This is a genomic window from Kushneria avicenniae, assembly GCF_900112585.1.
GTDB classification, from domain to species: Bacteria; Pseudomonadota; Gammaproteobacteria; order Pseudomonadales; family Halomonadaceae; genus Kushneria; species Kushneria avicenniae.
Map to the genome: position 1 here is coordinate 340452 of NZ_FOLY01000002.1, position 26164 is coordinate 366615.

The window sequence follows — 26164 nt, forward strand, 5'->3', positions numbered from 1 at the left end:
TGTTGCCGAACTATCCTGTCACATGGCACACGGTCCGGATGGCACGTGACCATGACCGTGCAGACGGGCTGCCTGCCACGCCAGAGGTGCGGCGACAACAGTGCCTGCACCTGCAGGGGCGGATGAGAGCGCCGATGTCTGCTGCCCTGATGCAAGAAGCAACGTATTGCGAGGATGATGCCCTGATGTCTAACGTTGTCGGAAATCTACCAAACCGGGAAGGGAGCACGGCATGAGTGTGAATGACGACAACAGTACTGCTGTCGATCTGGCGCTTTTCGGTGCGCTGGGGGATCTGGCCCTGCGCAAGCTGTATGTCGCGCTTTACCATCTGGATCGCGAAGAGCTGATGGCGCCGGAGACCCGCATTCTGGGTCTGGCCCGTCAGGAGTACGATAACGATGCTTTCCGCGCTCGCGTTCGCGATGCACTGGAAACCCGGGTACGTGCCGATGAGCGTACCGAGGAGAGCATGAATCGGTTTCTGGCGCGGCTGGATTATATCGAAATCGACTTTTCCTCCCCCGAGAGTTACAACCGGATTGCCAAATGGCACGGCAACAGCCCGCGACCGCTGACCATCTATCTGTCGGTACCGGCGCGCCTTTATGGCGATATCTGCGCCAACCTGTCCAAAAGCGGCTGTCTGGACGATGAATCGCGCGTGGTGGTTGAAAAACCGATCGGCTATTCGCTGCAGACTTCCGAGGAGATCAACGACGCCATCGGCGCCGTCTTTGATGAAAGTCGCATCTATCGCATCGACCACTATCTGGGCAAGGAAACGGTGCAGAACCTTCTGGCCCTGCGCTTTGCCAACCCCCTGTTCGGTAGCCAGTGGAACCAGAGCCATATCTCCCACGTGGAAATTACCGTGGCGGAGACGGTTGGCATCGAGGGGCGCTGGGGCTATTTCGATCAGGCCGGTCAGCTGCGGGACATGGTGCAGAACCATCTGATGCAGCTTTTGTGCATGATCGCCATGGACCCACCTTCCAATCTTGATGCCGACAGCATTCGCGATGAAAAGGTCAAGGTGCTCAAGGCGCTGCGCCCGTTCGAGGGCGCGCGTCTGGATACCGATGTGGTCCGGGGTCAGTACATTGCCGGTACCATCAACGGTAAATCAGTGCCGGGCTATCTCGAGGAAGAAGGCGCCAACGTTGATTCGCGCACCGAAACCTTTGTTGCCTTCAAGACCGAGATCCAGAACTGGCGCTGGGCGGGTGTGCCCTTTTATCTGCGTACCGGCAAGCGCATGCCGGAAAAACTGTCGCAGATCGTGATTCACTTCCGGCCGCAGTCGCACTACATCTTTGACAATGATCAGCGAAACATGGCGGCCAACAAACTGATCATCCGCCTGCAGCCTGATGAGGGAATTGCCCTGCAGGTGCTGACCAAGGACAGCGGTCTGGACAAGGGTATGCGCCTGCGGACCGGTCCGCTGCATCTGGATTTTCATCAGGCTTTCCCGTCGGCACGTATTCCGGACGCCTATGAGCGGTTGCTGCTCGAGGTCATGAAAGGCCAGCAGTACCTGTTCGTGCGCCGCGACGAGATCGAATACTCATGGCGCTGGATTGATCGCCTGATCCAGGGCTGGGAAGCACGTGATATCGTGCCCAAGCGCTATCCGGCAGGCTCATGGGGGCCGGTCTCCTCCATCGGGATGATCACTCAGGACGGACGCAGCTGGTATGAAGACTATTGATCATGAAAACGACTGATGATTATGAAAACGACTGAGGCAGACACGCGTATTCGAGTGGCTCATGATCTGGCGGTCAGCGTAGCCGGCGCGCTCAGGGAAGATCTCGAGCAGCAGGAGCGAGTGACACTGGTGCTGTCGGGCGGCAGCACGCCAAAGCCGTTCATGCAGGCGCTGAGCCGGATGGAGCTGCCGTGGTCGCGGGTTGACATTACGCTGGCCGATGAGCGCTGGGTGCCGACCGATCACGAGGACAGTAACGATCGCTTCGTGCGGACTCACATGCTGATCAATGCCGCCGCCGAGGCCCGCTTTCAGCCGCTGGTCAACGATGAGGCAACGCCCGAGGCTGGCGCCGAAGAAGTCGGTCAGCGCCTGGCCGCCCTGACCTGGCCTGCCAGCGTGGTCGTTCTGGGCATGGGCGGCGACGGACATACGGCATCGCTGTTTCCGGACAGCGAGCAGCTGGCTGACGGTCTTGAAAGCGAGGCAATGGTGATCGCCGCTCATGCACCCAGCGTCGGGCAGCCGCGTATTTCGCTGACGCGTGAGCGCCTCATGCGTTCACGTCGTCGCTATCTCCATCTCAATGGTGGCGACAAGAAAGCGGTACTGGCACGTGCCATGTCCGGCAGCGACTGTCTTGAATTGCCGATCCGGGCATTTCTTGATGCGCCGCTGGCACTTTACTGGGCGCCATGACACGATAAAGCATGTTTCGACAGAGCGTCGGACAAACCAACAGGACCGGGTCGAGGACGGCAGTCGTCGGCCTGTTTGGCACGGCGTATATCGCCGGGGTGACGATCAGGAGGTTTCATGGCATCGGACAAGCAGCTCCCGTCCACACGTACGACCGAAATTGACAGTATCTGTCAGCGGACCACGGTGATTCCGGTGCTGACCATTCATCGCATTGAAGACGCCGTACCGCTGTGTCGTGCGCTCTATGAAGGCGGTCTCACTGTACTGGAAGTGACCCTGCGCACCGACTGCGCCATGGAAGCGCTGTATCGCCTGCGTGACGAGCTGCCTGAAGCCAGTATCGGGGCCGGTACGGTCCTGACGCCTGCTCAGTACCGCCGTGCAGAGGATGCCGGGGTCGATTTCGTGGTCACGCCCGGCACTACTGATCGTCTGTACGAATATGGCATTCAGAGCCCGGTACCGCTGCTGCCCGGAATCTCGACGGCGACAGAGCTTCTGACCGGCTGGCAGTATGGTTATCGCCGCTTCAAGTTCTTCCCGGCCGAGGCCAGCGGCGGTGTTGCGGCGCTCAAGGCGCTGGCCGGCCCGCTGGGCGACGTACAGTTCTGCCCGACCGGCGGCATCACACCTGACAATGCGGCCAACTATCTTCGTCTGCGCAACGTCATGTGCGTGGGCGGCACCTGGGTGACACCTAAGGAACTGATCGAGAACGAAGACTGGGACGGCATTCGCGCCATCGCCCGTGAAACCGTCGACACCATCAAGCACTGACCCTATCGAATATCACAACGACAGGATACTCCTGTCGCTACCGGCTCTCTCGGCAGCCTCGGCTGTTGCTTTGCCCGTCTCCCTTGAGGCGGGCTTTTTTTGTACTGCAGGGCCTGTTGGCTTAAAAAAACGGTACACAGAACTGTGCGGGCCGACAGGGGCGTGGCGCCGAGGTTAATGACGTCTGTCTTACTGAATGGAGGGGGAGTTGAAGAGAAGGCGCAGGCAACTAGAAGACGGCCCATTATTACAACTGGGCCGTCCTGAGGGCTCACGAGGGGAGGCGCGCATGACAGGCGCTCAGGGCACCCGATAGGCGCGTACGGCCTCCAGCAGGGCAAACCACTCCTGGCGACTCAACGTCAGGCCGGCATCACCGGCCAGCGTCTGCAGCCTTTCGGGACGTAGTGTCCCCACAACGGCTCTGGGTTGTCCCGGGATGGTGTGAAGCCAGGCCAGCGCAATGCCGGCAGGACTCACCTGATGGGTTTCGGCCATTGCCCTGAGCACCTGACCCAGCTGATTTTCGAAGATGCGTCCACCCCACAGCGGCGAGCCGGCCAGGCCTGACATGTTATCTCTCAACAGGCTGTCCCACAGGCCGTCAAACAGCATCTGGCTGCGGGCGACCGACATCTCCATCTGCTGACAGGCCAGCGGTGTCTGCATCGCAGACTGCAGATGACGCCACTGGGCGGGCAGGAAATTGGCCACGCCGATTCGGTAGGCTCGACCGCTTGCAATAATGGCATCCAGCGCCTGCCCAGTGGCTTCCACGTCCATCAGCGGATCGGGGCGCATGAGCATGAGCGTATGGAGCTGCTCCAGCCCCAGCTGCTTCAGAACGCGATCCACGACCTCGTCAAGATATTCCGGGCGGGTGTCATAGTACTTGGCCCCGAAGCGGTCATCGTTTTGCCGTGCCGGCACCACGCCGACACCCATGTCGAGCTTCAACTGCCGGGCACTGCTGCCCGGCAGTTGTTGGATCGCTCGGCCCAGCAGCACTTCCTGGTCTTTTGCGAGGTCACTGTGATCGAATTCACACAGACCCTCTTCAAGGCGTTGTTGAAGCCAGCCGGCAAGGGCCTCCGGCGTTTTCAGACTGTCGTAGTACGGCAGCTGACGCAGGCCGATCACGAAAGGGGCTGATGTCGTGCTCATCAGGGTTATTCGCCGTTTGAGGATTCAGGGCTGATATGCATGGACAGGACATGCTGGGCGCCGGGTGCAAGCCAGACCGGGTCCAGACGGGTGCAGGCCGGTTCAACGCAGAGAAAGTTCAGACGCTCGCGCGCCGGAATGTCGTCCGGAAGTTTGTCGCCCGGGTGCCAGACCACGCTCGAGTCGCTGCCCTGCTTGGCGATGCGCAGACGCCGATGGCCGTCATCAAGCACCAGCGGTCGGCTGGAGTGATGAATGCGATCCAGCGCACCGCGAATGCCCAGAACGCCGGTCTGTTCTGCTTCGGCATAGTCGGCCAGCTTGTCGAGATAGCGCGCGCCGCCCAGTCCTTCGATGCGACACTGGTGCGTATCGGGGACAGCGAAATAGGCATGCAGAGCCTGGGTCAGGCGCACCGGGGTTTCACCGGTGTGCTCGGTGACAAGCTCCATGGCAAGGCGCTGGGCATTGGCATGAATGATCAGTCGCGGCGAGAGCATCTCGTGCAGTCGGGTTTCGGGGGACAGATGAACTTCCACGCCGCCTTCCACGTCATCGTCAACGGCATCAATACGCCAGCTGGCGGTGCGTGCCAGACCGTGCATCGGGCCGTTACCATCGTCGGGCTCTCCGAACCAGGGCCAGCACAGCGGCACGCCGCCGCGCAGGGCACCCGGCGGCGCCTTCGGCGTCGAGGTCGTCCACAGCCAGCCGCGCTCACCGGCCGGCGCGTAGTGCAGCAGATGACCCCCGTGTCTCGAGATAATCAGCTCTCCCCAGTCATCGTTGATGACCAACAGCGAGCGACCCTCCCAGGTGGCGTCACGCTGCCCACGAGTGGCCGACAAAAGCTCGCTCAATGCATCCGGGATCATGTCACCTCCTCGTTGTGCAGTGCTTCGGCAGCGCCCAGCAGTCCGGTCCATTTGGCGGTCACTACCCAGGTCGCGATATCGGCATTGTAGGGGCTCATTCGCCCCTTGTCGGCAAAGGCCTTGCGAAAATCGCTGATTCGAAGGATGTCGAGAATACGCGGCAGAATACCGCCACACAGATAGACGCCGCCGCGGGCGCCCAGCGTCAGGGCCGCATCGCCGGTGGCATCGCCAAGAATCTTGCAAAAACGCAGCACGGCCTGGTGGGCCACCGTGTCCTGTTCCTTGCGCGCGGCTTCACTGACGCAGGCCGGTGTGCTGAGGTTGCATTCATGACCTTCGAACTCACACATGGCGGTATAGATGTCCAGAAGCCCCTGACCGCACAGCACGCGCTCGATCGAAACACGGCCGTATCGATCCCGGAACCACTGCAGCAGGCGAATCTCGAAGTCATCGACCGGGGCAAAGCTGGCATGGCCGCCTTCGGCCGACAGGGGAATCCAGAAGCGCTGACTCGGCGCAAGACCCGCCAGACCCAGGCCGGTGCCCGGGCCAATGACAAGACGAGCACGACCGGGCTCGCTGTGCCCGTTGCCCAGATTGACCAGATCCTCGTCCGGGATATGGGGCAGACCCAGCGCCATGGCGGTAAAGTCGTTGATGACCTTGAAATTATCCAGCCCGAGACTCTGTTTCATGGCGTTTTTTGAAAAACGCCATGGATTGTTGGTCATCTTGATTTCGTCATCATGTACCGGGCAGGCAAAGGCCAGACAGGCTTCGCTCGGGCGTTCGGCGTTGATGCCGTCAAGGTAGGCGTTGACCGCATCATCAAGGTTGGCGTAGTCGGCACAGGCCAGCGTCTGGATGTCATGCAGATCGAAGGCGCCGGGGGTCACCAGGGCGAAGCGGGCATTGGTGCCACCGATATCGCCGACCAGGGCGGGGCGTGTCATGGCGAAGGATACTCCTGAAGTTCTACAAGTCTTTGAAACAAATCCTGCTCGTTGATGCCGCCAGAATATCAGTCATTGTAGCGACTCGCTGATGCGAGGTGGTCGCACAGCATAAAGCATCTTTTGCCGTCGGGACTTTACCGGGTTGCGCCTTGTTTGACACGATTCACCTGTTTTGCCGAATACCCCGGGCAGCGTTTCGGCCACGGGCTGTCGTATCGAGCGTATGCAGAACTGCTCTCATGACGATGAGCTCTGGCATAAATGGCCGCGCCGGGCCAGACTGTTTCGACAGTCGGCCGGCATCGAACATCATGGTATTGATGCATGCTCGATCGATGGAGGGCATCAATGTCAGCGCTGCTTGATAACAGGCCATTGAGGTCAGAAGAAATGGCCCCACGTTAGAATTTCAAGAGCCGAAAACCGAGAGAATTGCGGCTCATTAACCTGTCGGTGATGAGCTTTATCCAATATCGCAGGAGGAGACAACATGACGCTTCGTGTCGCAATCAACGGGTTCGGACGTATCGGGCGCAATACCTTTCGTGCACTGTACGAAAGTGGCTATCGCGACCGTATCGAAGTCGTTGCCATCAACGATCTGGGCGACCCGGCGCTGAACGCGCTGCTGCTGGAAAACGACACCACGCACGGTCATTTCAATGCTGAAATCACTCATGATGATGAAAGCTTCACCGTCAACGGTGACCGTGTTCGCATTCTTTCCGAGCGTGATCCGGCCAAACTCCCCTGGGGCGATCTGAACGTCGATCTGGTCATGGAATGCACCGGCATCTTCACCAAGCGCGAGGCTGCAGCCAAACACATTGAAGCCGGCGCCAAACGTGTACTGATCTCCGGGCCGAGCGGCGACGCCGACGCCACCATCGTCTTCGGCGTCAACGAAAACGTGCTGGAGGCCGGCCACACGGTTGTGTCCAACGCTTCCTGCACTACCAACTGCCTGGCGCCCGTGGCCAAGGCCCTCAATGATACCGTGGGTATCGAGACCGGCCTGATGAACACCATCCACGCCTATACCAACGATCAGAATCTGTCTGACGTCTATCATTCAGACCCCTTCCGCGCACGCAGCGCGACCCAGTCGATGATTCCGACCAAGACCGGTGCTGCCTCGGCCGTGGCCAAGGTGCTGCCGGAGCTCGACGGCAAGCTGGACGGCTTTGCCATTCGCGTCCCGGTCATCAACGTCTCCGTGGTGGATCTGACCTTCACCGCCTCGCGTGAGACAAGCCGCGACGAGATCAACCAGATCATGCGTGATGCTGCCGAGAAGTCGGGCGTGTTGAACATCAACGAGAAGCCGCTGGTCTCGATCGATTTCAACCATAACCCCAGCTCCTCGACCTTTGACACCAACCACACCCGTGTCAACGGCAAGCTGGTCAAGGTCATGGCCTGGTACGACAACGAGTGGGGCTTCTCCAACCGTATGCTGGATACGGCGCTGGCCATGGGCAAAACGCTCTAGGTCTTGCATCGTCACAGGTCTCACATCGTCAATGACGGTCGTGTAAAGGGACGCCTTCGGGCGTCCTTTTTTGACCGCTGCGTTTTTTGATTTCACGGTCTCACGGAGGAGACATGACACAGACACTGCTGGCTTTTGATGTCTACGGCACATTGATCAATCCGGGCGCCATGGCTGACCTGCTGCGTCCGACCCTTGGCGACAGCGCTGAGGCCGTTGCCGCTCAGTGGCGCGCCAGTCAACTGCAGCTGGCCTTTCGCCGCGGACTGATGGGACGCTACGTCGAGTTTTCGGTCTGTACGCGCGATGCGCTTGACGTTGCCCTTGCCGCGCAGGGCGTCGAGGTCGATGCCAATACCCGGGATGAGTGGATGGATGCGTATTCCCGGCTGCCCGCCTTTGAAGAAGTGGACGGGGCGCTGGCGTCCCTGGTGGCTGCCGGCTATCGCTGCGTGGCCTTCTCCAATGGCACCGAGCGGGCCATGCACGAGGTGCTGGGCAATGCAGGGCTTGACCGTCACTTCGAGGCACTGGTCAGCGTTGACGACGTGCGCCGCTTCAAACCTGATCCCGTGGTCTATCACCATCTGACGCGTCGCATGAATGTGGCCCATGACCATGCCAGACTGGTGTCGAGCAATAACTGGGACATCCAGGGGGCTCGTCACGCAGGACTGAAGGCTGCCTGGATTCATCGCGACAAGACGGCACTGATCGAAGACCCGGCCCTGGCACCGGACATTGAAGTTGAAAGGCTTGATGAGCTTGCCCGTGAGCTTGAAAAAGGCACCTGATCATGAGGGTTTATCAGAAGGTTTTGATGTTCTGATATGGCATGAATGACGACGTCAAACGTCATGAAACTGTCGCATTATGGCGACAATTTAATTGACAAATAACGCGTGTTCTGATCAGTTGGTTATGTTAAGGTTGCGCTCTAAAACGAATAATTTGTCAATCCTGATTTATCTGTTTGCGTGCATAAACGCACCCGAAATGACTGCCGTTCAGTGGCAGCAACAGGTCAGCCAGCCATGCCATATGTATCCGGAAAACAATGTGTCAGCGGTGTGCATCAGCTTCTGGGATCAACACTGAAGGATGCACGCCGGGAGCGGCAGGGACGTATTGTCGGTATCGATCAGACACGGGAGCATCCGGTCATCGATGTGATCTGGCAGGGTCAGCCCCGTGCCGAGCGCATCATCATCACCTGCGATCAGCTTCGTGATCTGGTTCGGGCCAGTATTTCACGTGCGGCAGCACAGACACAGAAGGCAGCCCCAAAAGAAGTACAGACCGGGTCGGATGATCACGCCACGGCAGAACTTGCCGAGCAGCGTCGGGCCTGATCGTTTCTGAAAATTCTGTAACCAGTACCTGTCTAAAAACCCTGTCATTAGAAGGGGCCCTGCCATGATCGGCAGGGCCCCTTTTGCATGTTATCGGCCTCATACATCGATACGGTGATATCGCTTTGTAAACTGTCTTCTTATACTGGTTTTCTGGAACAGGACATAATGAATCGATAACAATGCAGGGGGAATGTCATGAGAACCATGTTTCTGGGACTTGGCATGGGGATGCTGCTGGCCAGCGTCAATACGTGGGGGAATGAAGGCACGCTGGGGCAGATGGGCCCGAAAGTCGAAACGCAGACGCTGACCTACAGTGTGGACGGTGAGCAGTACACCGGCTATCTGGCCCGGGATACTCGCAAGGACGGCAAGCGCCCGCTGGTGCTGGTGGTCCATGAATGGTGGGGCCTGAGCGACTACATTCGACAGCGCACCGAACAGCTGGCAGCACTGGGTTATGTGGCCTTTGCCGTCGACATGTACGGCAGCGGCAAAACGGCAGCCCATCCCGACGAAGCGGGCAGCTTTTCAAAAGCCGTCATGAGTGACTGGCCCGGCGCTCGACACAATCTCGAAACGGCCATCGATGCGCTCGAGGAGACACCGGGTGTGGATGCCTCGCGCATGGCCATCATCGGCTATTGTTTCGGTGGCGGTATCGCGCTCAATGCCGCGCTTGATGGCATGCCGTTCAAGGCCGCCGTCAGCTTTCACGGCAGCCCCGGGCAAGTGGTGGAAACGCCCAGCCACTTTGATGGACGGGTAATCATCCAGAACGGCCTGAACGATCAGATGGTAGCGCAGTCGGCGCTTGAATCCCTGCTGGATACCTTCAAGGGTGTGGAAACCGACGCCACGCTGATCCAGTATCCCGGCGCCATGCACGCCTTTACCAATCCATATGCCGATGCAAAGGCCAGTGAGTTCGACCTGCCGCTGGCCTACAACGCGGCGGCCGACGCTGCCAGCTGGCAGGTCATGCTCAACGTTTTCAACAAGGTGTTTGCCGCGCCACAGAGCAGCACCAAGTAGGGCGACCACCCATAAAAAAAGGGGCCGGTACGATCGTTATCGTGCCGGTCCCCTTGTCTGTCAGAACGCGTTTACTGCGGCAGGGACAGGATGCGCCGCGCCAGGTGGATCATGCCCGGATCGCCGGTGTTCTTGGCGCGAATGTCGGAGAGCTTGACCACCGGCAGCCACTGATCGCCTTCCGGACGAGTTTCGGTCATCTTGACCACCATGTTCATGGGCTTGAGACCGACATCGTTGGTGAAATTGGTGCCAATGCCGAACGACATGCCGATCCGGCCTTCACAAAAGCGCGTGATCTTCTCGACCTTGTGGGTGTCGAGCGCGTCGGAAAAGATGATGGTCTTGCTGCGCGGGTCGATTCCGTAGTGCTCGTAGTGATCGATGGTGGCCTTGGCGAATTCGATCGGGTCGCCGCTATCGTGACGGATGCCGTCAAAGAGCTTGGCAAACATCTTGTCGAAGCCCTCGAAAAAGACCTGGGTCGTGAAGGTGTCCGACAGTGCGATGCCCAGATCGCCCCGATACACCTCGACCCAGTGCTCCAGCGCGAGGGTATTGGCCATCTTGAAGCCGAAGCGGGCGGCGTGAAACATGAACCATTCATGGGCATGCGTGCCCAGCGGCTTGACGCCATGACGATGGGCCATGTGCACGTTGCTGGTGCCGGTAAAGGTGCTGCCCCCGTAGCGCTTGAGGGTGCTCACCACCAGATCATGTACTTCATAGGAGTGACGCCTGCGGGTGCCGAACTCGGCGATGCGCACGCCCAGCTCGCCGTAGTGCTCGATCTTTTCCCGCGTGCGTTGTGCCACCCGCTCGTCACTGTCACGCGGCTCGCCGAGCATCTCGTACCAGATCTGGCTGATCAGCGTCATCAGGGGCACTTCCCACAGGATCGTGCGATACCACAGTCCCTCAATGGTCACGCTCAGCTCGGTGCCGGTCTGTTCGATGGTGACCTCATGGGGCTTGTAGCGAAAGCCCTCGAGGAAATCGTGGTAGGTCGGGTCGAGATAGGGGCAGGTGACTTCCAGAAAATGGCGCTCTTCGCCTGTAAGCCGCAGCGCTGCCGTGGCGTCTACCTGCTCCCTGAGCCGCTCGCCAAAGCCCGGTGGAAAGTCATGCTCGCCACGATTGATAAAGCTGTAGCGCGCATGGGCGTTGGGAAACAGTTTCACCACGGCGTTTTGCATGGTGAACTTGTAGAAGTCATTATCAAGAATCGAATGCAGCATTGCGCGAGTCGGCATCTCTGTTGATGGCCATTTAAATGATAGCTTGACAGCATAGCGCAGCCGCTACGCTGACTCCATCCCGAAGCGTGGACGCCCAGGCGCCTGACCCGGACACGTCAGGGCCTTCTATTGTGTACCCTTGTCATGCACCCGGCTGGAGAAACGCCATGAGTCTCGATATTCGCGATATCGGCGCAATGGCCGATATCGACGCGCAGCAGTGGAATGCGCTGGCAGGCGTGGATTACCCCTTTATTCGTCATGAGTTTCTCAACGCCCTGGAAATGACCGGCGCGGTATCGTCCCGTACCGGCTGGACCCCGCATCATCTGACCCTCTGGCAGGATGACCGGCTGGTAGGCGCCATGCCGCGCTATTTAAAGGATCACTCCTGGGGCGAATATGTCTTTGACTGGCAGTGGGCCGATGCCTGGGAGCGTGCCGGCGGCACGTACTACCCCAAGCAGCTCAGCGCCATCCCCTTCACGCCTGCCACCGGGCCGCGCCTGCTCTTGTCAGGCGATGTCGATACTGACGCGGCGCTGGCCGCCATGGCCGAGCATCTTGAAAGCGCCGGGCTGCAGTCGTGGCACCTGCTTTTTCCCGAAGCCTCGCTTGCGCAGCAGTGGCGCCGATGCTGGCCCGAGCTACTCCAGCGCAGCGGCATGCAGTACCACTGGTTTGATCGCGACTATGGCGACTTCGAGGGTTTTCTGGCTGCCATGACCTCCAAACGACGCAAGGAGGTGCGCCGGGAGCGGCGCCGTGTGGCAGAGCAGGGGCTGACCATGCGTCGCCTGACCGGTCGTGAGATCGATCGCAGCGCCATTCAGCACTTCTATCGCTGCTATCAGATCACCTATCTCGAGCACGGGCAGCGCGGCTATCTGGATATCGAGTTCTTCTACCGTCTTGTGCAGGACATGCCCGAGTCGCTGGTACTGGTTCAGGCGCTGGACGAGACGTCGCGTCCCGTCGCCGCCGCGCTATGTCTACGGGGTTCGACTACGCTCTATGGACGCTACTGGGGCAGCGAGGTCGAGACCAGCTGCCTGCATTTTGAGGCCTGCTACTATCAGGGGATCGAGCACTGCCTGGCGACCGGTCTGTCGCGCTTTGATCCGGGCACCCAGGGAGAGCACAAGATCGCCCGGGGCTTTGAGCCGACCGTCACCTGCTCGCTGCACTGGCTGGCACACGAAGGGTTTCGCGACGCCGTGGCCGACTTTCTGGCGCGTGAAGAGACCGTCATGGATCAGATGCGTCTTGACGCGGCGACCATGCTGCCCTTTAGGCAGGCGCACTGATCCCCGGTGGCGACCGACTATTCGTATTCACGTCATGGAGAGATGATGAAAACCCTGTATCGCAGTATGTGGATGGCGGCCAGTCTGGCCCTGGTCGGCGGTGGCATGGCGTCGATGGCGCAGGCGCAATCGCCGTCACAGCAGGCGCCTCAGCAGCAGCCGGGTGATATCACCGAACACGAAAGTCAGACGCTGCTGGAGACGCTCAGAAACAGCGGTGACTTTAATACCCTGGTGCAGGCCATCGACAAGGCTGGCATGAGCGATATGCTCGACGGACACGGGCCCTACACCATGTTTGCGCCGACCGATGAAGCCTTCGCGCAGCTGCCGGCCAAGGAACGCCAGGCACTGCTCGGCGGTGATCACAACGAATGGCTTCGAAAGGTGCTCAAGTATCATCTGCTGCCGGGGATCGTGCCAGCCAGCGAGTTCGAGACGCTGGGTCGCCCCCAGGCGCTGGCAGGACAGCTCAGCCTGCGAGTGGACAACGGCCACTACCGCGTCAACGATGTGCCCGTTGAGCGCGAAGAAATTCGGGCGCACAACGGCATTGTCCATCCCATTGATGGCGTGTTGATGCCCTGGGATGCTACCGGCCTGCGCCCGGACGCCTGATATGCAAGCATGTCAGCCCAGCGGTCCTCGCATCAGCGGTGACAGCGCCGCATCGGGGGCATTGATCAAAAGGGCAATGCCCAGCAGGGTGATCAGCACGCCGCCCAGAAGGGCAAGGGTATAGCCGATGCCCAGTGGCCGTCGGGTGCCGGTCCGCTGGAAGAGATGGGCCATACGCACGCGTGCCAGCACGGTCAGGGTGGCCAGCAGTGAGGTCGACAGTGCCGTGCCGATCGACATGGATAGTACCGACAGTACTCCGGCCCACCAGAAGCCCAGCATGGCCGCCACCCCCAGCACCATGACCGCACCGCTGCACGGGCGCAGCCCGATCGAGACGATGGCAGCCAACATCTCGCGCCAGTGTCGGCCGCTGGTCATCGGATCGATATGATGAGCACCGCTACAGCAGTGACAGGCGTTGCTGCCGGCATGATGCAACGGCGTCATGACGCTGGCACCGGCGGGCTGTGTCGGGGTCAGGCGGAGGGCACCGGGCTGAAGGGGGCCGGCAGCAGGCGCTGAAGCGCTTTCCGACCTGAGTCGTTGCAGGCCGCGCCCGGCACGATATACGAGCCAGAGCCCCAGCGCCGTGACGGCCACAAAGCTTGCCTTCTCGATCCAGACAGTACCGGCCATGGCGTCGCGGGTCAGCCAGCCAAGCCCCAGCACCAGCACCGTGACCATGGCAATGGCCACCACGCCCTGGAGCAGGGCGGCGCTGGCAGTCATGACCAGCCCGCGCGTCAAAGCCGCACGATGGGTCAGCAGGTAGGTCGCCACCACCGCCTTGCCATGGCCGGGCCCGAGGGCATGGAAAACCCCGTAGCCCAGACTCAGGAGCATCAGATCCAGCCAGTCGCCGATACCCTCGCGTCGCGACAGCGCCATCATGGCGCTGGCCAGTCCCCGATGCAGCGTGCGCTGCAGGGCGATGATGTCCGCGACCAGTGAATGCCACAGCCCCTGACCGACGCCTGAAAACAAGAGTGTCGCCAGTGCGACCACGGCCAGCATGATACAGAGAGGTTTTATCCAGAGCGGCTTTACGGTGACTGGCACTTGATCACTCCGGTATCCGAGAACAGTTTGCCGATCCCGTCCGGCGCGTCGTCCGTCACATCGATGGCCGATACCCTGGCCACGACCGCCGGGTCCGGGTCGGCATGCACGATTTCGGCATGACACTGCGAGGGCGCGTTAAGAAGCTGAATGGGATGTTCGACCCGGTCGTCGTATAAAAATTCGATGAAGTAGGTGCCGTCGTAGATCTGCCAGCTCAGCGAATCGCTCAGCGGCTGCGGCTCGGCCAGCGTCAGGACAAAGGAAAACTCGACGCGGTTGTCATCCAGACGCGTGGTGTAGTCCTCGATGCCGCCCAGCGCCAGTTCCCGGTCGCCGTCATGGACGTGGGTCAGATAGTGCTGGGTGGCCAGATTGGCCGCGATCTCATGGCCCAGGGCGTCCAGCCGCTGCGCCATGCTGGTGTTGCCTTCCACGTTTTCCAGCCCTTCCACCATGGTCAGGCTCTGAAAAGGGTCCATCTTCCAGGACTGCTCGAGCGCCGTGACGCGCTGTTGATCATCGACCATGACCGTCACGCGGTAATCCACCCAGCCGTGAGGGTGCGCAGTAGCCGAGCTGGTTACCCACGACATGGCAAGTCCTGTCAGCAAAACAAAAACGTATTTCAAACGCTGGAAGTTGGTAGACACGAGAAGGCCTTTTCGGATCATCGAAGCGACATGTTGCATGGGTCATGGGGGAAGGCGCGAACCTGATATCGCCTGAATGAATTCTGGAGGTTAAGGCCTGTTTAAAAAATCCGGGACGTCGGGTTTGATACAGGGTCAGTCATGATGCTCGCCGGCAGCGTCCATGGGTAGATGGTGGATAGTGTCTTATTGCGCGTTACCGTGCTACCGACATATACCGGTTTGTCGAGTGTTTTCGTTTGGTAAAGATGGAGACAGGTGGCGACTCTCCGGTTTTATGAGGGGCATCTGATTGTGCGTAAAGATGCGAGGATTGTTCATCAATATGCTGTAAACAGTGTTTTTTCTGTCAATAAACTTAATCCAGATCAATCTGTTTAAAAAAGTTACAAAATTGGCAGGAGCGCTTTTAAAAGGGCTTTGACGCTGCTGTCAGTTCACGTTATATCTTGCTCATGGTTCCGGCTCAGGCGTGATGCTCCGGCACCTTTTTTCTGATGGATTTATCAGGTAGCGGTGGTGCCGGATGCACAGCCGACCATGAGCGATCGTTTATCGATAGGGAATGTCGATGGAAACGATGTCTGTACAGTGTCCGGGTGGTGCCGTCCAAAAGCGTCGGCGCCCTGAAGGGCTGCCCGCTGTATCGCTCAATGGTTCGAGACACTTCGGCGTCAGCGCACTTCGCGAGGAGGTTGCGCATGTCCCATTCAGCCGTTGATGCCACTCAGGCACACGCCACTCAAATCACAACAACCACAGCACCCGCCACTTCGGCACCTGCTTCCCTCGCACAGCATAGTGTCTCTGCCGGTCAGAGCGAGCCGGCTGATCCCGTATTATTTGTGACCTCGGAGCTGGCAGATTTCGTCAAGGTCGGCGGCCTTGGCGATGTCTCGGCGGCGCTGCCGCGTGCGCTTCTCAATCACTACGACATGCGTGTGCTGATGCCTGCCTATCGGGAGGTTCTCGAGAGCATCTGGCCGGTTCATGTCATCGGCCATCTGCCCGGTCTTGCCGACATTCCCGCCTGCGATCTTGGACGTATCGAGCTGCCCGAAGGGCTGACGGTCTATGTCCTGCTCTGCCCGGAACTCTATGAGCGCCCCGGAAGCCCCTATCTCGACGAACAGGGCCGCGAATGGGAAGACAATGCCATTCGCTTCGGCCGGCTATCGCTGGCGGCGGCGCAGATGGCGATGGAGTCTTCAGGGGAGCGTTTCGAGGATCAGGGCTGGCATCCGGATCTTCTGCACCTGCACGACTGGCAGACCGGTCTGGCTGCCGGCTATCTGCGCTGGAACAATGATGATACGCCCTGCGTCTACACCATCCATAATCTGGCTTATCAGGGGCTTTACGGTCCGGAATATCTGAGCCGGCTGGGGGTGCCCGAAAGTGCTTTCACGCCTGAAGGACTTGAGTTCTATGACCGGCTCTCCTTCATGAAGGCCGGCATTATCTACAGCGATCACATCACCACGGTCAGTGAAACCTACGCCCGCGAGATCACCACGCCCGCCTTTGGCTGTGGGCTGGAAGGGCTGCTGTCGGACTGTGCCGGGCAAAAGCGTCTCAGTGGTATCGCCAACGGCATCGATGACAGCTGGGACCCGCAGACGGATGCCTATCTGGCCTGTGCCTTTGCCACCAATGACTGGGCCGGCAAACGAGCCAACACCGATCACGTCCGACGCATGTTCCGCCTGGCGGTGAGTCACGGCCCGCTGTTCGCGGTGGTGTCACGTCTGGTGCATCAGAAGGGGCTTGATCTGACCATTGCGGCAGCCGAGTCCATCGTGCGCGCTGGCGGCCAGCTGGTGGTGATCGGCTGCGGCGAGCCGGCCATCGAGAATGCCCTGCGCAATCTCGAGGCGCGGTTCCCGGGTGCCATCGGCGTTCACATCGGCTTCAGCGAGCGTGAGGCGCGCTGCATCTTTGCCGGCAGCGATTTCCTTTTGATGCCGTCACGCTTTGAACCCTGCGGCCTGTCGCAGATGTACGCCCAGCGCTTCGGGTCGCTGCCGATCGCCCACCGTACCGGCGGACTGGCCGATACGATCGAGGACGGTGTGACCGGTTTTCTCTTTGACGAACTGTCGCAGCAGGACTTCCAGAAGGCCATCGACCGCGCCTTTCGCATCTTTGGCTGCACCGAACTGTTCTATGCCATGCGTCGCGCTGCCATGGCCATCCACTATCAATGGCGACTGTCGGTCACGCCCTATAGACGCCTCTATCACCAGCTGATGGTGCCTGCAGGGGCAGCTACCCACTCGTTAAGACATGTGAGCGTATAATGGCGACAGCATTTTCCAGCGCTTGCCCACGTGAGCGCGATGCCCTGTCGCGCCTTGTGCAGGCCCGACACGACGATCCGTTTCGCTGGCTGGGGCCGCACGAGGAAGGGGGCCAGACGCTGGTGCGGCTGCTGCTGCCCGGCGCTGTCGGCGTTGAACTGATCGATGCCGTACATCAGGTGCTGGCAGTGGCCGAACCCGGCGAGGGCGGTCTCTTTCTGGCACGCATCCCGCAGGATGTGCGTTATCGCCTGCATATCACCTGGCCGGATGGCGTCACTCAGATCAGCGAAGACCCCTATCGATTTGCGCCCATGCCGGGCGAGCTGGATCTTCATCTTTTCTGCGAGGGTCGCCACCGCGAGCTGGCACGCGTGTTCGGCGCCTGCTCGGCAGTGGTCGATGGCGTAGAGGGCGTACGCTTTACGCTCTGGGCGCCCAATGCCCGCCGTGTTTCGGTCGTGGGGGATTTCAACGGCTGGGACGGGCGTCGCCATGCCATGCAGCGTCACGAGGGCAGCGGCATCTGGGCCATTTTCCTGCCGCACCTCAAGGCCGGCGAGCGCTACCGGTTCGAGCTTCTGGATAACGAGGGCTGCCTTCGCCACAAGGTGGACCCGCTGGCGCGTCGAACCGATGCGGAGGCACTGGATGTTTCCGTGGTGGCCGGCAATCGCGCCTTCAGCTGGCATGACCATGCCTGGCTCAGGCGCCGTGATGCCAGCAATATTCGAACGGCGCCGCTGTCCATCTATGAGCTGCATGTCCTGTCCTGGCAGCACGATCAGAGCGGCAACACGCTGGAGTGGGACGCTCTGGCATCGCGGCTGATCCCCTGGGTGGCCGACATGGGCTTTACCCATATCGAGCTGATGCCCGTCAGCGAGCACCCCTTTGTCGGTTCATGGGGCTACCAGCCCATCGGCATGTTTGCTCCGACGGCCCGCATGGGCACCCCTGACGCCTTCGCCCGTTTCGTCAACGCCTGCCATGCGGCGGGCATCGGTGTGATTGTGGACTGGGTGCCGGCCCATTTTCCGGCAGATGAGCATGGGCTGGTGCGCTTTGACGGTACCGCACTCTACGAGCACGAGGACCCGCGCGAAGGGTTTCATCCCGACTGGAACACGCTGATCTACAACGTCGGGCGCAATGAGGTCAGGGGCTTTCTGATTGCCAGTGCGCTCGAATGGCTTGAACACTTTCACATCGACGGGCTGCGCGTGGATGCCGTGGCCTCGATGCTCTATCGCGACTACAGCCGTCCTGAAGGGGCCTGGCGGCCCAACGTTCACGGCGGCCGTGAAAATCTGGAAGTCATCGATTTTCTGCGCGAGCTCAACACCACCATCGCCGAGCGCTGCCCGGGCGTCATGATGATCGCCGAGGAGTCCACGGCCTGGCCGGGCGTGACGGCGCCGGTGGCGACCGGCGGACTCGGGTTTACCTTCAAGTGGAACATGGGCTGGATGCACGACACGCTCTCCTACATGTCGCGCGATCCGCTCTATCGCGCCTGGCATCATGGGGATCTGACCTTTGGTCTGCAGTACGCCTTCTCCGAGCATTACATTCTGCCGCTGTCCCACGATGAAGTGGTGCACGGCAAGGGCTCATTGCTGACCCGCATGCCCGGCGACGAAGTGCAAAGGCTTGCCGGTCTGCGGGCCTATCTGGCCTTCATGTGGGCGCATCCCGGCAAAAAACTCGTGTTCATGGGCACCGAGCTGGGTCAGTGGGACGAATGGAATCATGATCAGGAGCTTGACTGGGGGCGTCTGGATGAGGCCGGGCCTCGTGGACTGTCACGCGCCATTGCCGATCTCAACCGCATCTACGTCGAGGACCCTGCGCTGCATGTCTGCGATGGCGAACCGGCCGGATTTTCCTGGGTGGTCGGCGATGACAGCGACAACAGCGTCATCGCTTTCATGCGTCACGCCGAGACCGGGCAGGCGCCTCTGCTGGTGATCTGCAACCTGACGCCGGTCGTTCGCTATCAGTATCGCATCGGCGTTCCGGTCATGAGTGTCTGGCGCGAGATATTCAATAGTGACAGCGTCTTCTACGCTGGAAGCAACCAGGGCAACGGCAGTGCTGTCCATGCACACCCCGAGCCCAGTCATGGCCATCCGGCGTCGCTGCTGTTGACGCTTCCACCATTGAGTACGCTTTACCTGCGTCAGGGAGACTGGCCAACATGAGTGCTTCCACATCGAAACCCACCCACCAGCGATTCTCCTGGAGCTGTCATTACGGGGCAGCCGTACAGGATGATCAACGCACCCGCTTTACCTTCTGGGCCCCCGGCCTGGAGTCGGTAACGCTGGAGCTGTCACGCTCGCCGAACGAGGCCGTCGAAAGCCTTGCCATGAAGAAGGGCCGCGACGGCGACTTCACCCTTGACACTGAATGCCCGGCCGGGGCGCACTATCGCTATCGCATCAGCGACGAACTGGCCGTGCCCGACCCGGCCGCGCGCGCCCAGCACGAGGACGTGACCGGCCCCAGTGTGGTCGTGAATCCCGATGCCTACGCCTGGCAGAACGTGCTCTGGCAGGGCCGCCCCTGGCATGAAACCGTGATTCTGGAAATCCACGCCGGGGCGCTGGGCGGCTTTGAAGGCATTCGCCAGCGGCTGCAGGGCTGGGCCGCCATGGGCATTACCGCCATCGAGCTGATGCCCATCAACGAATTTCCCGGCGCGCGCAACTGGGGCTATGACGGCGTGCTGCCCTATGCCGTGGAAGCCTCCTATGGTACGCCGGAGCAGCTCAAGGCTCTGATCGATCAGGCGCATGGCCTGGGGCTGATGGTCTTTCTCGACGTGGTCTATAACCACTTCGGTCCCGACGGCAACTATCTGCCGCACTACGCCCCTGACTTCTTTACCGGTGAACGAACGCCCTGGGGCGATGCGATCGATTTCAACCAGCCACAGGTGAAGGACTTTTTCATCGACAACGCCCTGATGTGGCTTGAAGAGTATCGCTTTGACGGTCTGCGCTTTGATGCCGTGCACGCCATCGACAACGACGCCTTTCTGCGCGAGATGAGCGAACGGATCAAATCAGGCATCGGCGAGATGCGTCACGTGCACCTGATGCTTGAAAACGAGCGCAACAGCGCCTCGCTGCTGGAAAACGCCTACACCGCCCAGTGGAACGACGACGTCCACAACGTGCTGCATGCGCTGCTGACCGGCGAGCATGAAGGCTACTACGCTGACTACTGCGACCATGCCACCGACAAGCTTGCCAGCGCCCTGCACGGCGGCTTCATCTTTCAGGGCCAGAATGACCGTCGCGGCCACTCGCGCGGTGAGCCCAGCGGCCATCTGTCGCCCACCTCCTTCATCGCCTTTTTGCAGAACCATGACCAGGTCGGTAATCGGGCGATGGGTGAGCGCCTCGTCTCGCTGGTCGAGCAGGAGAAGCTCGAGGCGGCCACCGCGCTGCTGCTGCTGTGCCCGATGATCCCGATGCTGTTCATGGGCGAGGAGCACGGGGCGAAGAGCCCGTTCCTGTTTTTCACCGATCATCGCGATGAGCTGGCCGACGCTGTGCGTGAGGGCCGACGCAGTGAATTTGCCGATTTCTCCCATTTCAAGGACGAAGCCACGCGCGCGAAGATCCCTGATCCCAACGCCGTCTCGACCTTTGACCAGTCCGTGCCACCGGCCCCTGAAAATGACGATCCCGAGTCGGCCATGTGGCACACCCGCTACATGACGCTACTGGATATTCGCCATGCCGAAATCGTGCCGCGTCTGCCGGGCACGCGGCCCATGGGCGCCGTGGCGCTGGGTGAGGGCGCGGTGCTGGCCCATTGGCGCATGGGGGATGGCACCGTCCTGGGGATCGCCGTCAACCTGGGCGACCAGCGCGTCAGCATCGACGCTCCGGAAGGGCAGCGGCTTTATGAACTCGGCGAATCGGATGATGCCCATACGCTGGCACCGGGCGCGGTTCGTGCCTGCCTGAGCAGCCATCTATGAACCGTACACTGAGCGCGCTGGCCGAAGCCGCCGGTATCGTCATCGACTGGCAGGACAGTCAGGACCGGCCACAGCGACTGGATGACGCCACTATCAAGGGCGTGCTGGAAGGGCTGGGCTACGCCACCGGCTCGTCTGACGACATCGAAGAGAGTCTGGCCGCCATCAGGCGACTGCATGACCCCGACAGCGTGGCTGACTGGCCGCCCCTGATTGTCGGCGAAATCGATCAGGCCATCGAACTGCCCGGCTGGGTCGCGGCAGGCACCGCCTACATCCTGATCGACGAGCAGGGCAGCATTTCGCACGGGCATGCCGACCCGCGCGGACAGCTGGAAGCGATTACCACGCCAGGCTACTACCGCCTGCAGATCGAGGGGCAGGAGCGGCGCCTGGCCGTCGCGCCGCACCGATGCATGGATGTTGCCACGCTTGCCGGCGATGGCGAGCAGTCCATGGCTGGCCTTGGCGTACAGCTCTACAGCCTGCGTCGCGATCAGGACGGCGGCATCGGTGACTGTGAGGCGCTGGGCCGGCTAGCCGAACATGCCGGCCGCGAAGGGCTGGATGCGCTGGCCATCAGCCCGGTGCATGCCCTGTTCCCGCATCAACCCGAGCGCTTTTCACCTTATTCGCCCTCGACGCGGCTGGCCTTCAACCCGCTCTACGTCGCTTCCAGCAACGTGGCAAGCGACGATGAGGCCGCATCGCTGGTGGATTATGACCACGTCAGTCACAGGTGCTGGCAGACGCTCGAGCGTGATTTCACCGTGCTCTCCAGTGAGGACCGACAGGCGCTGGCCGCCTTTCGCCAGCAGGGCGGCGAGACCCTTGAAAATCACTGTCGCTTCGAGGCCATCAGCGAGGCGCTGGGACCGCTGCATGAGTGGCCGGAGGCCATGAAGGACGTTAAAAGCGACGCGGTAGCAAGCTTTTGTGATGAGCATGCCGACCGCGTCACCTTCTACGCCTTTGCCCAGTGGCAGATCGCTGGCGAGCTTGAAAACGTTCAGCGGCGCGCGCTTGAGGCCGGCCAGCGCATTGGACTGATTGCCGATATCGCGGTGGGCGTGGACCCGCATGGCAGCCAGGCCTGGAGCCGGCCGGAGGAGATGCTGGGTCAACTGCGCATCGGCTCGCCACCGGATGATTTCAACGCCAATGGTCAGGAGTGGGGCGTGACCGGGTTTTCGCCCCAGGGACTGATTAAATACGGCTTTGACGGCTTTATCGCCACGCTCAGGGCATGCCTGCACGGTGCCGGCGGTCTGCGGATCGATCACATCATGGGACTTTCGCGCCTGTGGCTGATTCCGGAAGGCGCTTCACCGACTGAAGGCGCCTACGTGCGCTATCCCGAGCAGTCGCTGCTGCGACTGATCGCGCTGGAATCCTGGCGCCATCGCGCCCTGATCATCGGCGAGGATCTGGGCACGGTAGAGCCCGCATTCCGTGAGCGGCTGGACAAAAGCGGCATTCTCGGCATGGGCGTTTTGTGGTTCGAACGCGATGAAGAGACCTTCACCCCTGCCGTTGACTACCCGTCACGGGCGGTTGCGATGACCAGCACGCATGACCTGCCGACCGTGGCCGGCTGGCGTGTCGGGCGTGATCTGGACTGGCGCATCGAGCTCGACATGCTCGGCGAGGGGGAAACGCCGAAGCAGCAGCGCGAGATGCGCGAGCAGGACATCGTCGCACTGGCACAGACCCTTTCCATCCAGCCGGATGCCGACAGCGAGACCTGGCTTGAAGCCGCAGCCCGCCACATCGGTGCCACGCCGGCACCGCTGGTGCTGCTGCAGCTCGAGGATCTGCTGGGTCTTGAAGAGCAGCCCAATCTGCCTGGAACGCTGGATGAACACCCCAACTGGCGCCGTCGGCTGCCATTGAGCGTTGACGAGATGTTCGAATCTCCCGCCGTTCTGGCAAGACTTCGAGCCATGACCACCGCACGCGCAGGAGCAGGGCTGAATGAGTGAACTATCCGTTGGTGCACCATCAGAAGTGCCGGGTCAGCAGCCGCTGCTGTCGTGTCAGCGCCTGCAGTTTCACAAGGACTTCACGCTCGAGGATGCCGAGGCGCTGGTGGATTACTTCGCCGGACTCGGGGTCACGCATCTCTACGCCTCGCCGCTGTGGGCGGCCCGCAGCGGCTCGACCCACGGCTATGACGGCGTCGACCCTACCCGGCTCAATCCCGAGATCGGTGACGAGGCGGCACTGACCCGTCTGGTGGGCAGGCTCAGATCCCGCGGCATGGGGCTGATCGTTGATTTTGTGCCCAACCATCTGGCTGTGGGTGGCCGGGAAAACCCGTACTGGCTGGATGTGCTGCGCTGGGGGCCGTCCGGTCGCTTTGCCGACATGTTCGACATCAACTGGCGCGATAATGGCGATCCGACGCTGGAAAACCGGCTTTTGGTGCCGTTTCTGGGTGAGCCCTATGGCCAGGCACTGGTGTCGGGTGACATGGCGCTGACGCTTGATGAGACCACCGGTCTGTTTCAGGTCGATTATTTCGAGCACTGCTTCCCCATTGATCCGCGCTGTCATGCGCTGATGCTGCTGGAAAACGGCATGGGTGAGCAGGCGCGGCGCTTTGAGGAGATCGAAGAGGCCATCTCCCTTGAAGAGGGCGCCGAGCGTGCCGGCCTTGCACTGGCCGAGCACGTGCGCACTGACAAGGGACGCGCGGAGCTTGAGGCGCTGCTGGCGCGCTACCATCCGGAAACGCCGGAAGGCGCCGAGCGTCTTCACGTGCTGCTGGAGCAGCAGCACTACCGGCTGGCCTGGTGGCGCACGGCCAATGACAGCCTCAACTGGCGACGCTTTTTCGACATTACCGAACTCGGTGCTCTGCGCGTCGATGATCCGGCCGTGTTTGCCCAGACCCACGTCTATCTGCTCGAGTTGATCGAGCGGGGGCTGGTGGATGGGGTACGTCTTGATCATGTCGATGGTCTGGCTGACCCGGCCGGCTACTGCCGTCTGCTGCGGGCCCGCGTTGACGAGGCCGCCACCCGGCGTCCCGGCGGGGCCCCCGAGATGCCGATTCCGATCTTCGTGGAGAAGATTCTGGAGGGCAACGAATCGCTGCCGCTGGACTGGGGCGTGACCGGCACCACCGGCTATGAATTCATGAACGCGGTCTCAAAGCTTCAGCACGACCCGGAAGGCGAGGCGCCGCTCAAGGCGCTGTGGCACGCCCTGTCGGGACGCGAGCACAGCTTTGAAAAGGAAGTCGCCCGCGCCCGTCGCGAGATCGTGGATACGGCACTGGTGACAGAGTTCGAGCGTGCCGTGAGGGCGCTGTCCGATGTGGCGCGTCATGACCCCATGACCCGGGACACCACGCCGGACATGATTCGCCGTGTTCTGCGTGAGCTGGCCGTACAGTTCCCGATCTATCGCACCTACGCCGACGATCAGGGGCTGGCACCGCGTGACGAGAACTTTTTTGCTCATGCCGTGGAGGCGGCACGCGACGGCCTGACGCCGCCGGATCAGGCGGTTCTGGATCAGGTCTACGACTGGCTGGGAGGCGAGGCGCCCGGCGATGACGACGAACCGGGCTGTCGCCTGCGCCGCAACGCCATCGTGCGTTTTGCCCAGCTGACCTCGCCACTGGCGGCCAAGGCTGTGGAGGATACGGCCGGCTATCGCAGCGCCGTGCTCATCTCGCGCAACGATGTCGGCTTTGACGGCGCCCACTTTGCCGCCTCGAGCGAGGACTTCCATCGCTTCAACGCCTGGCAGGCGCGGCACTTCCCCGCCACGATGGTGACCACGGCCACACACGACCACAAGCGTGGCGAGGACGTTCGTGCACGACTGGCGGCCCTGTCGGAGTGGGGCGATCGCTGGGCAGAGCAGGTGCGGGAGTGGCTGACCACCTCGTCATCGCTGCGCAGTGCCGGTGATGCGTCCGGTGCGCTGGCCGGCCCGTCCGCGGCGGAAGAGATGATGCTCTATCAGATCATCGCCGGGGCCTGGCCGCTGACGCTCTCTCCCGATGACGCCGCAGGGCTTGAAGCATTTGCCGGTCGCATCGCCGACTGGCAGGAAAAGGCGCTGCGCGAGGCCAAGCTGAACTCGCACTGGCTCTATCCCGACGAGACGCATGAAGCCCAGTGCCGCGAATTTGTCATGACGCTTCTGACCGATGAGCGGGGCACCGCGCTGCGCCACTCGATCTTTGATGTCGTGACCACGATCAGCCCGGCGGGTGCGCTCAACGCACTGGTACAGACCCTGCTGCGCATGACGGTACCGGGTGTGCCGGACTGTTATCAGGGCACAGAGCGCTGGGACTTCTCGCTGGTCGATCCGGACAATCGTCGCCCGGTCGATTTCAACGTGCGCCGCGAGCAGCTCTCACAGGAATCACCTCTGATCGAGCTGATCGATCACTGGCGAGACGGGCGCATCAAGCAGGCGCTGATCACGCAGGTGCTGCATCTGAGACAGCGCATGTCGGACACCTTCCTGCACGGCGACTATCAGGGGCTCGAGTTTGAGGGCGAACGCGCCGGACAGTTGATCGGCTTTACGCGCGAGCATGAAGGGCAGGCGGTGATGGTGATCGCCACCCGCCATGGCGGCTCGCTGCTGGAGGAAGATGCACTGCGTATCGCGCCGTCGCGCTGGGGCAATACTCATGTGAAGTATTCAGCGCAGGATACCGCCGGCTGGCAGTCGCTGATGACCGGCGAGAGCGTTGATCCGCGCGCCCCGGTGGGCGAGCTCATGGCATCCCTGCCGTTTTGCGTGCTGTATCGCGAGATGTCGACGATCACGTCAAATCACGAGCAGGCACTGGAAGCCGACACAACGCAGGCCGGCGTGGCCCGCAGCGATCAGCCGATGTCATCTTGATTACCGGCGCTGACAGCAGTCGGCGCCTTTCAGAC

General features: G+C 61.2%; 20 protein-coding genes. 14 read left to right on the plus strand and 6 right to left on the minus strand.

Going from position 1 to position 26164, the window contains the following annotated elements; translation table 11 throughout:
* Window positions 1-232 precede the first annotated feature (232 nt).
* The 3 genes from zwf (at window position 233) to BM079_RS04880 (ending at window position 3193) form a co-directional block, all read left to right on the plus strand.
* Window positions 233-1714, plus strand: a complete 1482-nt coding sequence (gene zwf / locus BM079_RS04870; protein ID WP_090131353.1) for a glucose-6-phosphate dehydrogenase — start codon at window positions 233-235, stop codon at window positions 1712-1714.
* 21 nt (window positions 1715-1735) lie between these two features.
* Complete coding sequence (gene pgl, locus BM079_RS04875; RefSeq protein ID WP_090131997.1) at window positions 1736-2413, plus strand: 6-phosphogluconolactonase; 678 nt, start codon at window positions 1736-1738, stop codon at window positions 2411-2413.
* Between the two features lie 117 nt (window positions 2414-2530).
* Window positions 2531-3193: a bifunctional 4-hydroxy-2-oxoglutarate aldolase/2-dehydro-3-deoxy-phosphogluconate aldolase gene (locus BM079_RS04880; protein WP_090131355.1), complete on the plus strand. Its 663-nt coding sequence runs from the start codon at window positions 2531-2533 to the stop codon at window positions 3191-3193.
* Between the two features lie 300 nt (window positions 3194-3493).
* Here BM079_RS04880 and BM079_RS04885 read toward each other — a convergent pair whose 3' ends face one another.
* Genes BM079_RS04885 through glk form a run of 3 tightly spaced genes read right to left on the minus strand, consistent with a single transcriptional unit; the run spans window position 3494 to window position 6191 of the window.
* Complete coding sequence (locus tag BM079_RS04885; RefSeq protein WP_090131357.1) at window positions 3494-4357, minus strand: aldo/keto reductase; 864 nt, start codon at window positions 4355-4357, stop codon at window positions 3494-3496.
* Between the two features lie 5 nt (window positions 4358-4362).
* Entirely contained in the window at window positions 4363-5232 is an 870-nt protein-coding gene (locus tag BM079_RS04890) for a D-hexose-6-phosphate mutarotase (RefSeq protein WP_090131360.1), read from the minus strand.
* Window positions 5229-6191, minus strand: a complete 963-nt coding sequence (gene glk, locus BM079_RS04895; protein ID WP_090131364.1) for a glucokinase — start codon at window positions 6189-6191, stop codon at window positions 5229-5231. Before glk ends, BM079_RS04890 begins: the two co-directional genes overlap by 4 nt.
* Window positions 6192-6684: 493 nt before the next feature.
* Between glk and gap the strand changes: the two genes are divergently transcribed.
* The 4 genes from gap to BM079_RS04915 all read left to right on the plus strand — a co-directional run bounded on the left by gap (window position 6685) and on the right by BM079_RS04915 (window position 10076).
* The gene (gene gap, locus BM079_RS04900; RefSeq protein WP_090131366.1) at window positions 6685-7686 is read left to right on the plus strand and encodes a type I glyceraldehyde-3-phosphate dehydrogenase; all 1002 of its coding nucleotides are present in this window, start codon (window positions 6685-6687) and stop codon (window positions 7684-7686) included.
* Between the two features lie 113 nt (window positions 7687-7799).
* The gene (locus BM079_RS04905) at window positions 7800-8480 is read left to right on the plus strand and encodes a haloacid dehalogenase type II (protein WP_090131368.1); all 681 of its coding nucleotides are present in this window, start codon (window positions 7800-7802) and stop codon (window positions 8478-8480) included.
* 240 nt (window positions 8481-8720) lie between these two features.
* The gene (locus tag BM079_RS04910) at window positions 8721-9038 is read left to right on the plus strand and encodes a hypothetical protein (RefSeq protein ID WP_139215259.1); all 318 of its coding nucleotides are present in this window, start codon (window positions 8721-8723) and stop codon (window positions 9036-9038) included.
* Window positions 9039-9236: 198 nt separating this feature from the next.
* Window positions 9237-10076, plus strand: coding sequence for a dienelactone hydrolase family protein (locus tag BM079_RS04915; protein WP_090131372.1), 840 nt, complete (start codon window positions 9237-9239; stop codon window positions 10074-10076).
* 71 nt (window positions 10077-10147) lie between these two features.
* Here BM079_RS04915 and pncB read toward each other — a convergent pair whose 3' ends face one another.
* Window positions 10148-11314: a nicotinate phosphoribosyltransferase gene (pncB, locus tag BM079_RS04920; protein ID WP_090131374.1), complete on the minus strand. Its 1167-nt coding sequence runs from the start codon at window positions 11312-11314 to the stop codon at window positions 10148-10150.
* Between the two features lie 167 nt (window positions 11315-11481).
* On the opposite strand from pncB, the gene BM079_RS04925 reads away from it, so the two are divergent.
* Entirely contained in the window at window positions 11482-12621 is a 1140-nt protein-coding gene (locus BM079_RS04925) for a GNAT family N-acetyltransferase (protein ID WP_090131376.1), read from the plus strand.
* Between the two features lie 45 nt (window positions 12622-12666).
* Window positions 12667-13239: a fasciclin domain-containing protein gene (locus BM079_RS04930; RefSeq protein WP_175489604.1), complete on the plus strand. Its 573-nt coding sequence runs from the start codon at window positions 12667-12669 to the stop codon at window positions 13237-13239.
* A 12-nt stretch (window positions 13240-13251) separates the two neighbouring features.
* Here BM079_RS04930 and BM079_RS04935 read toward each other — a convergent pair whose 3' ends face one another.
* On the minus strand, window positions 13252-14301 hold the full coding sequence (locus BM079_RS04935) for a nickel/cobalt transporter (protein ID WP_245742825.1): 1050 nt from the start codon (window positions 14299-14301) through the stop codon (window positions 13252-13254).
* Window positions 14286-14897, minus strand: coding sequence for a DUF1007 family protein (locus BM079_RS04940; RefSeq protein WP_090131382.1), 612 nt, complete (start codon window positions 14895-14897; stop codon window positions 14286-14288). The genes BM079_RS04935 and BM079_RS04940 overlap by 16 nt, the downstream gene beginning before the upstream one ends.
* 758 nt (window positions 14898-15655) lie before the next feature.
* Between BM079_RS04940 and glgA the strand changes: the two genes are divergently transcribed.
* Genes glgA through treY form a run of 5 tightly spaced genes read left to right on the plus strand, consistent with a single transcriptional unit; the run spans window position 15656 to window position 26129 of the window.
* Window positions 15656-17254, plus strand: coding sequence for a glycogen synthase GlgA (gene glgA, locus BM079_RS04945; RefSeq protein ID WP_090131384.1), 1599 nt, complete (start codon window positions 15656-15658; stop codon window positions 17252-17254).
* A complete protein-coding gene (glgB, locus tag BM079_RS04950; RefSeq protein ID WP_090131387.1) occupies window positions 17254-19458 on the plus strand; it encodes a 1,4-alpha-glucan branching protein GlgB in 2205 nt (734 codons plus the stop codon). The genes glgA and glgB overlap by 1 nt, the downstream gene beginning before the upstream one ends.
* Entirely contained in the window at window positions 19455-21251 is a 1797-nt protein-coding gene (gene treZ / locus BM079_RS04955) for a malto-oligosyltrehalose trehalohydrolase (RefSeq protein ID WP_090131388.1), read from the plus strand. The genes glgB and treZ overlap by 4 nt, the downstream gene beginning before the upstream one ends.
* A complete protein-coding gene (malQ, locus tag BM079_RS04960) occupies window positions 21248-23233 on the plus strand; it encodes a 4-alpha-glucanotransferase (RefSeq protein WP_090131390.1) in 1986 nt (661 codons plus the stop codon). Before treZ ends, malQ begins: the two co-directional genes overlap by 4 nt.
* A complete protein-coding gene (gene treY / locus BM079_RS04965) occupies window positions 23226-26129 on the plus strand; it encodes a malto-oligosyltrehalose synthase (protein WP_090131392.1) in 2904 nt (967 codons plus the stop codon). The genes malQ and treY overlap by 8 nt, the downstream gene beginning before the upstream one ends.
* Window positions 26130-26164 lie beyond the last annotated feature (35 nt).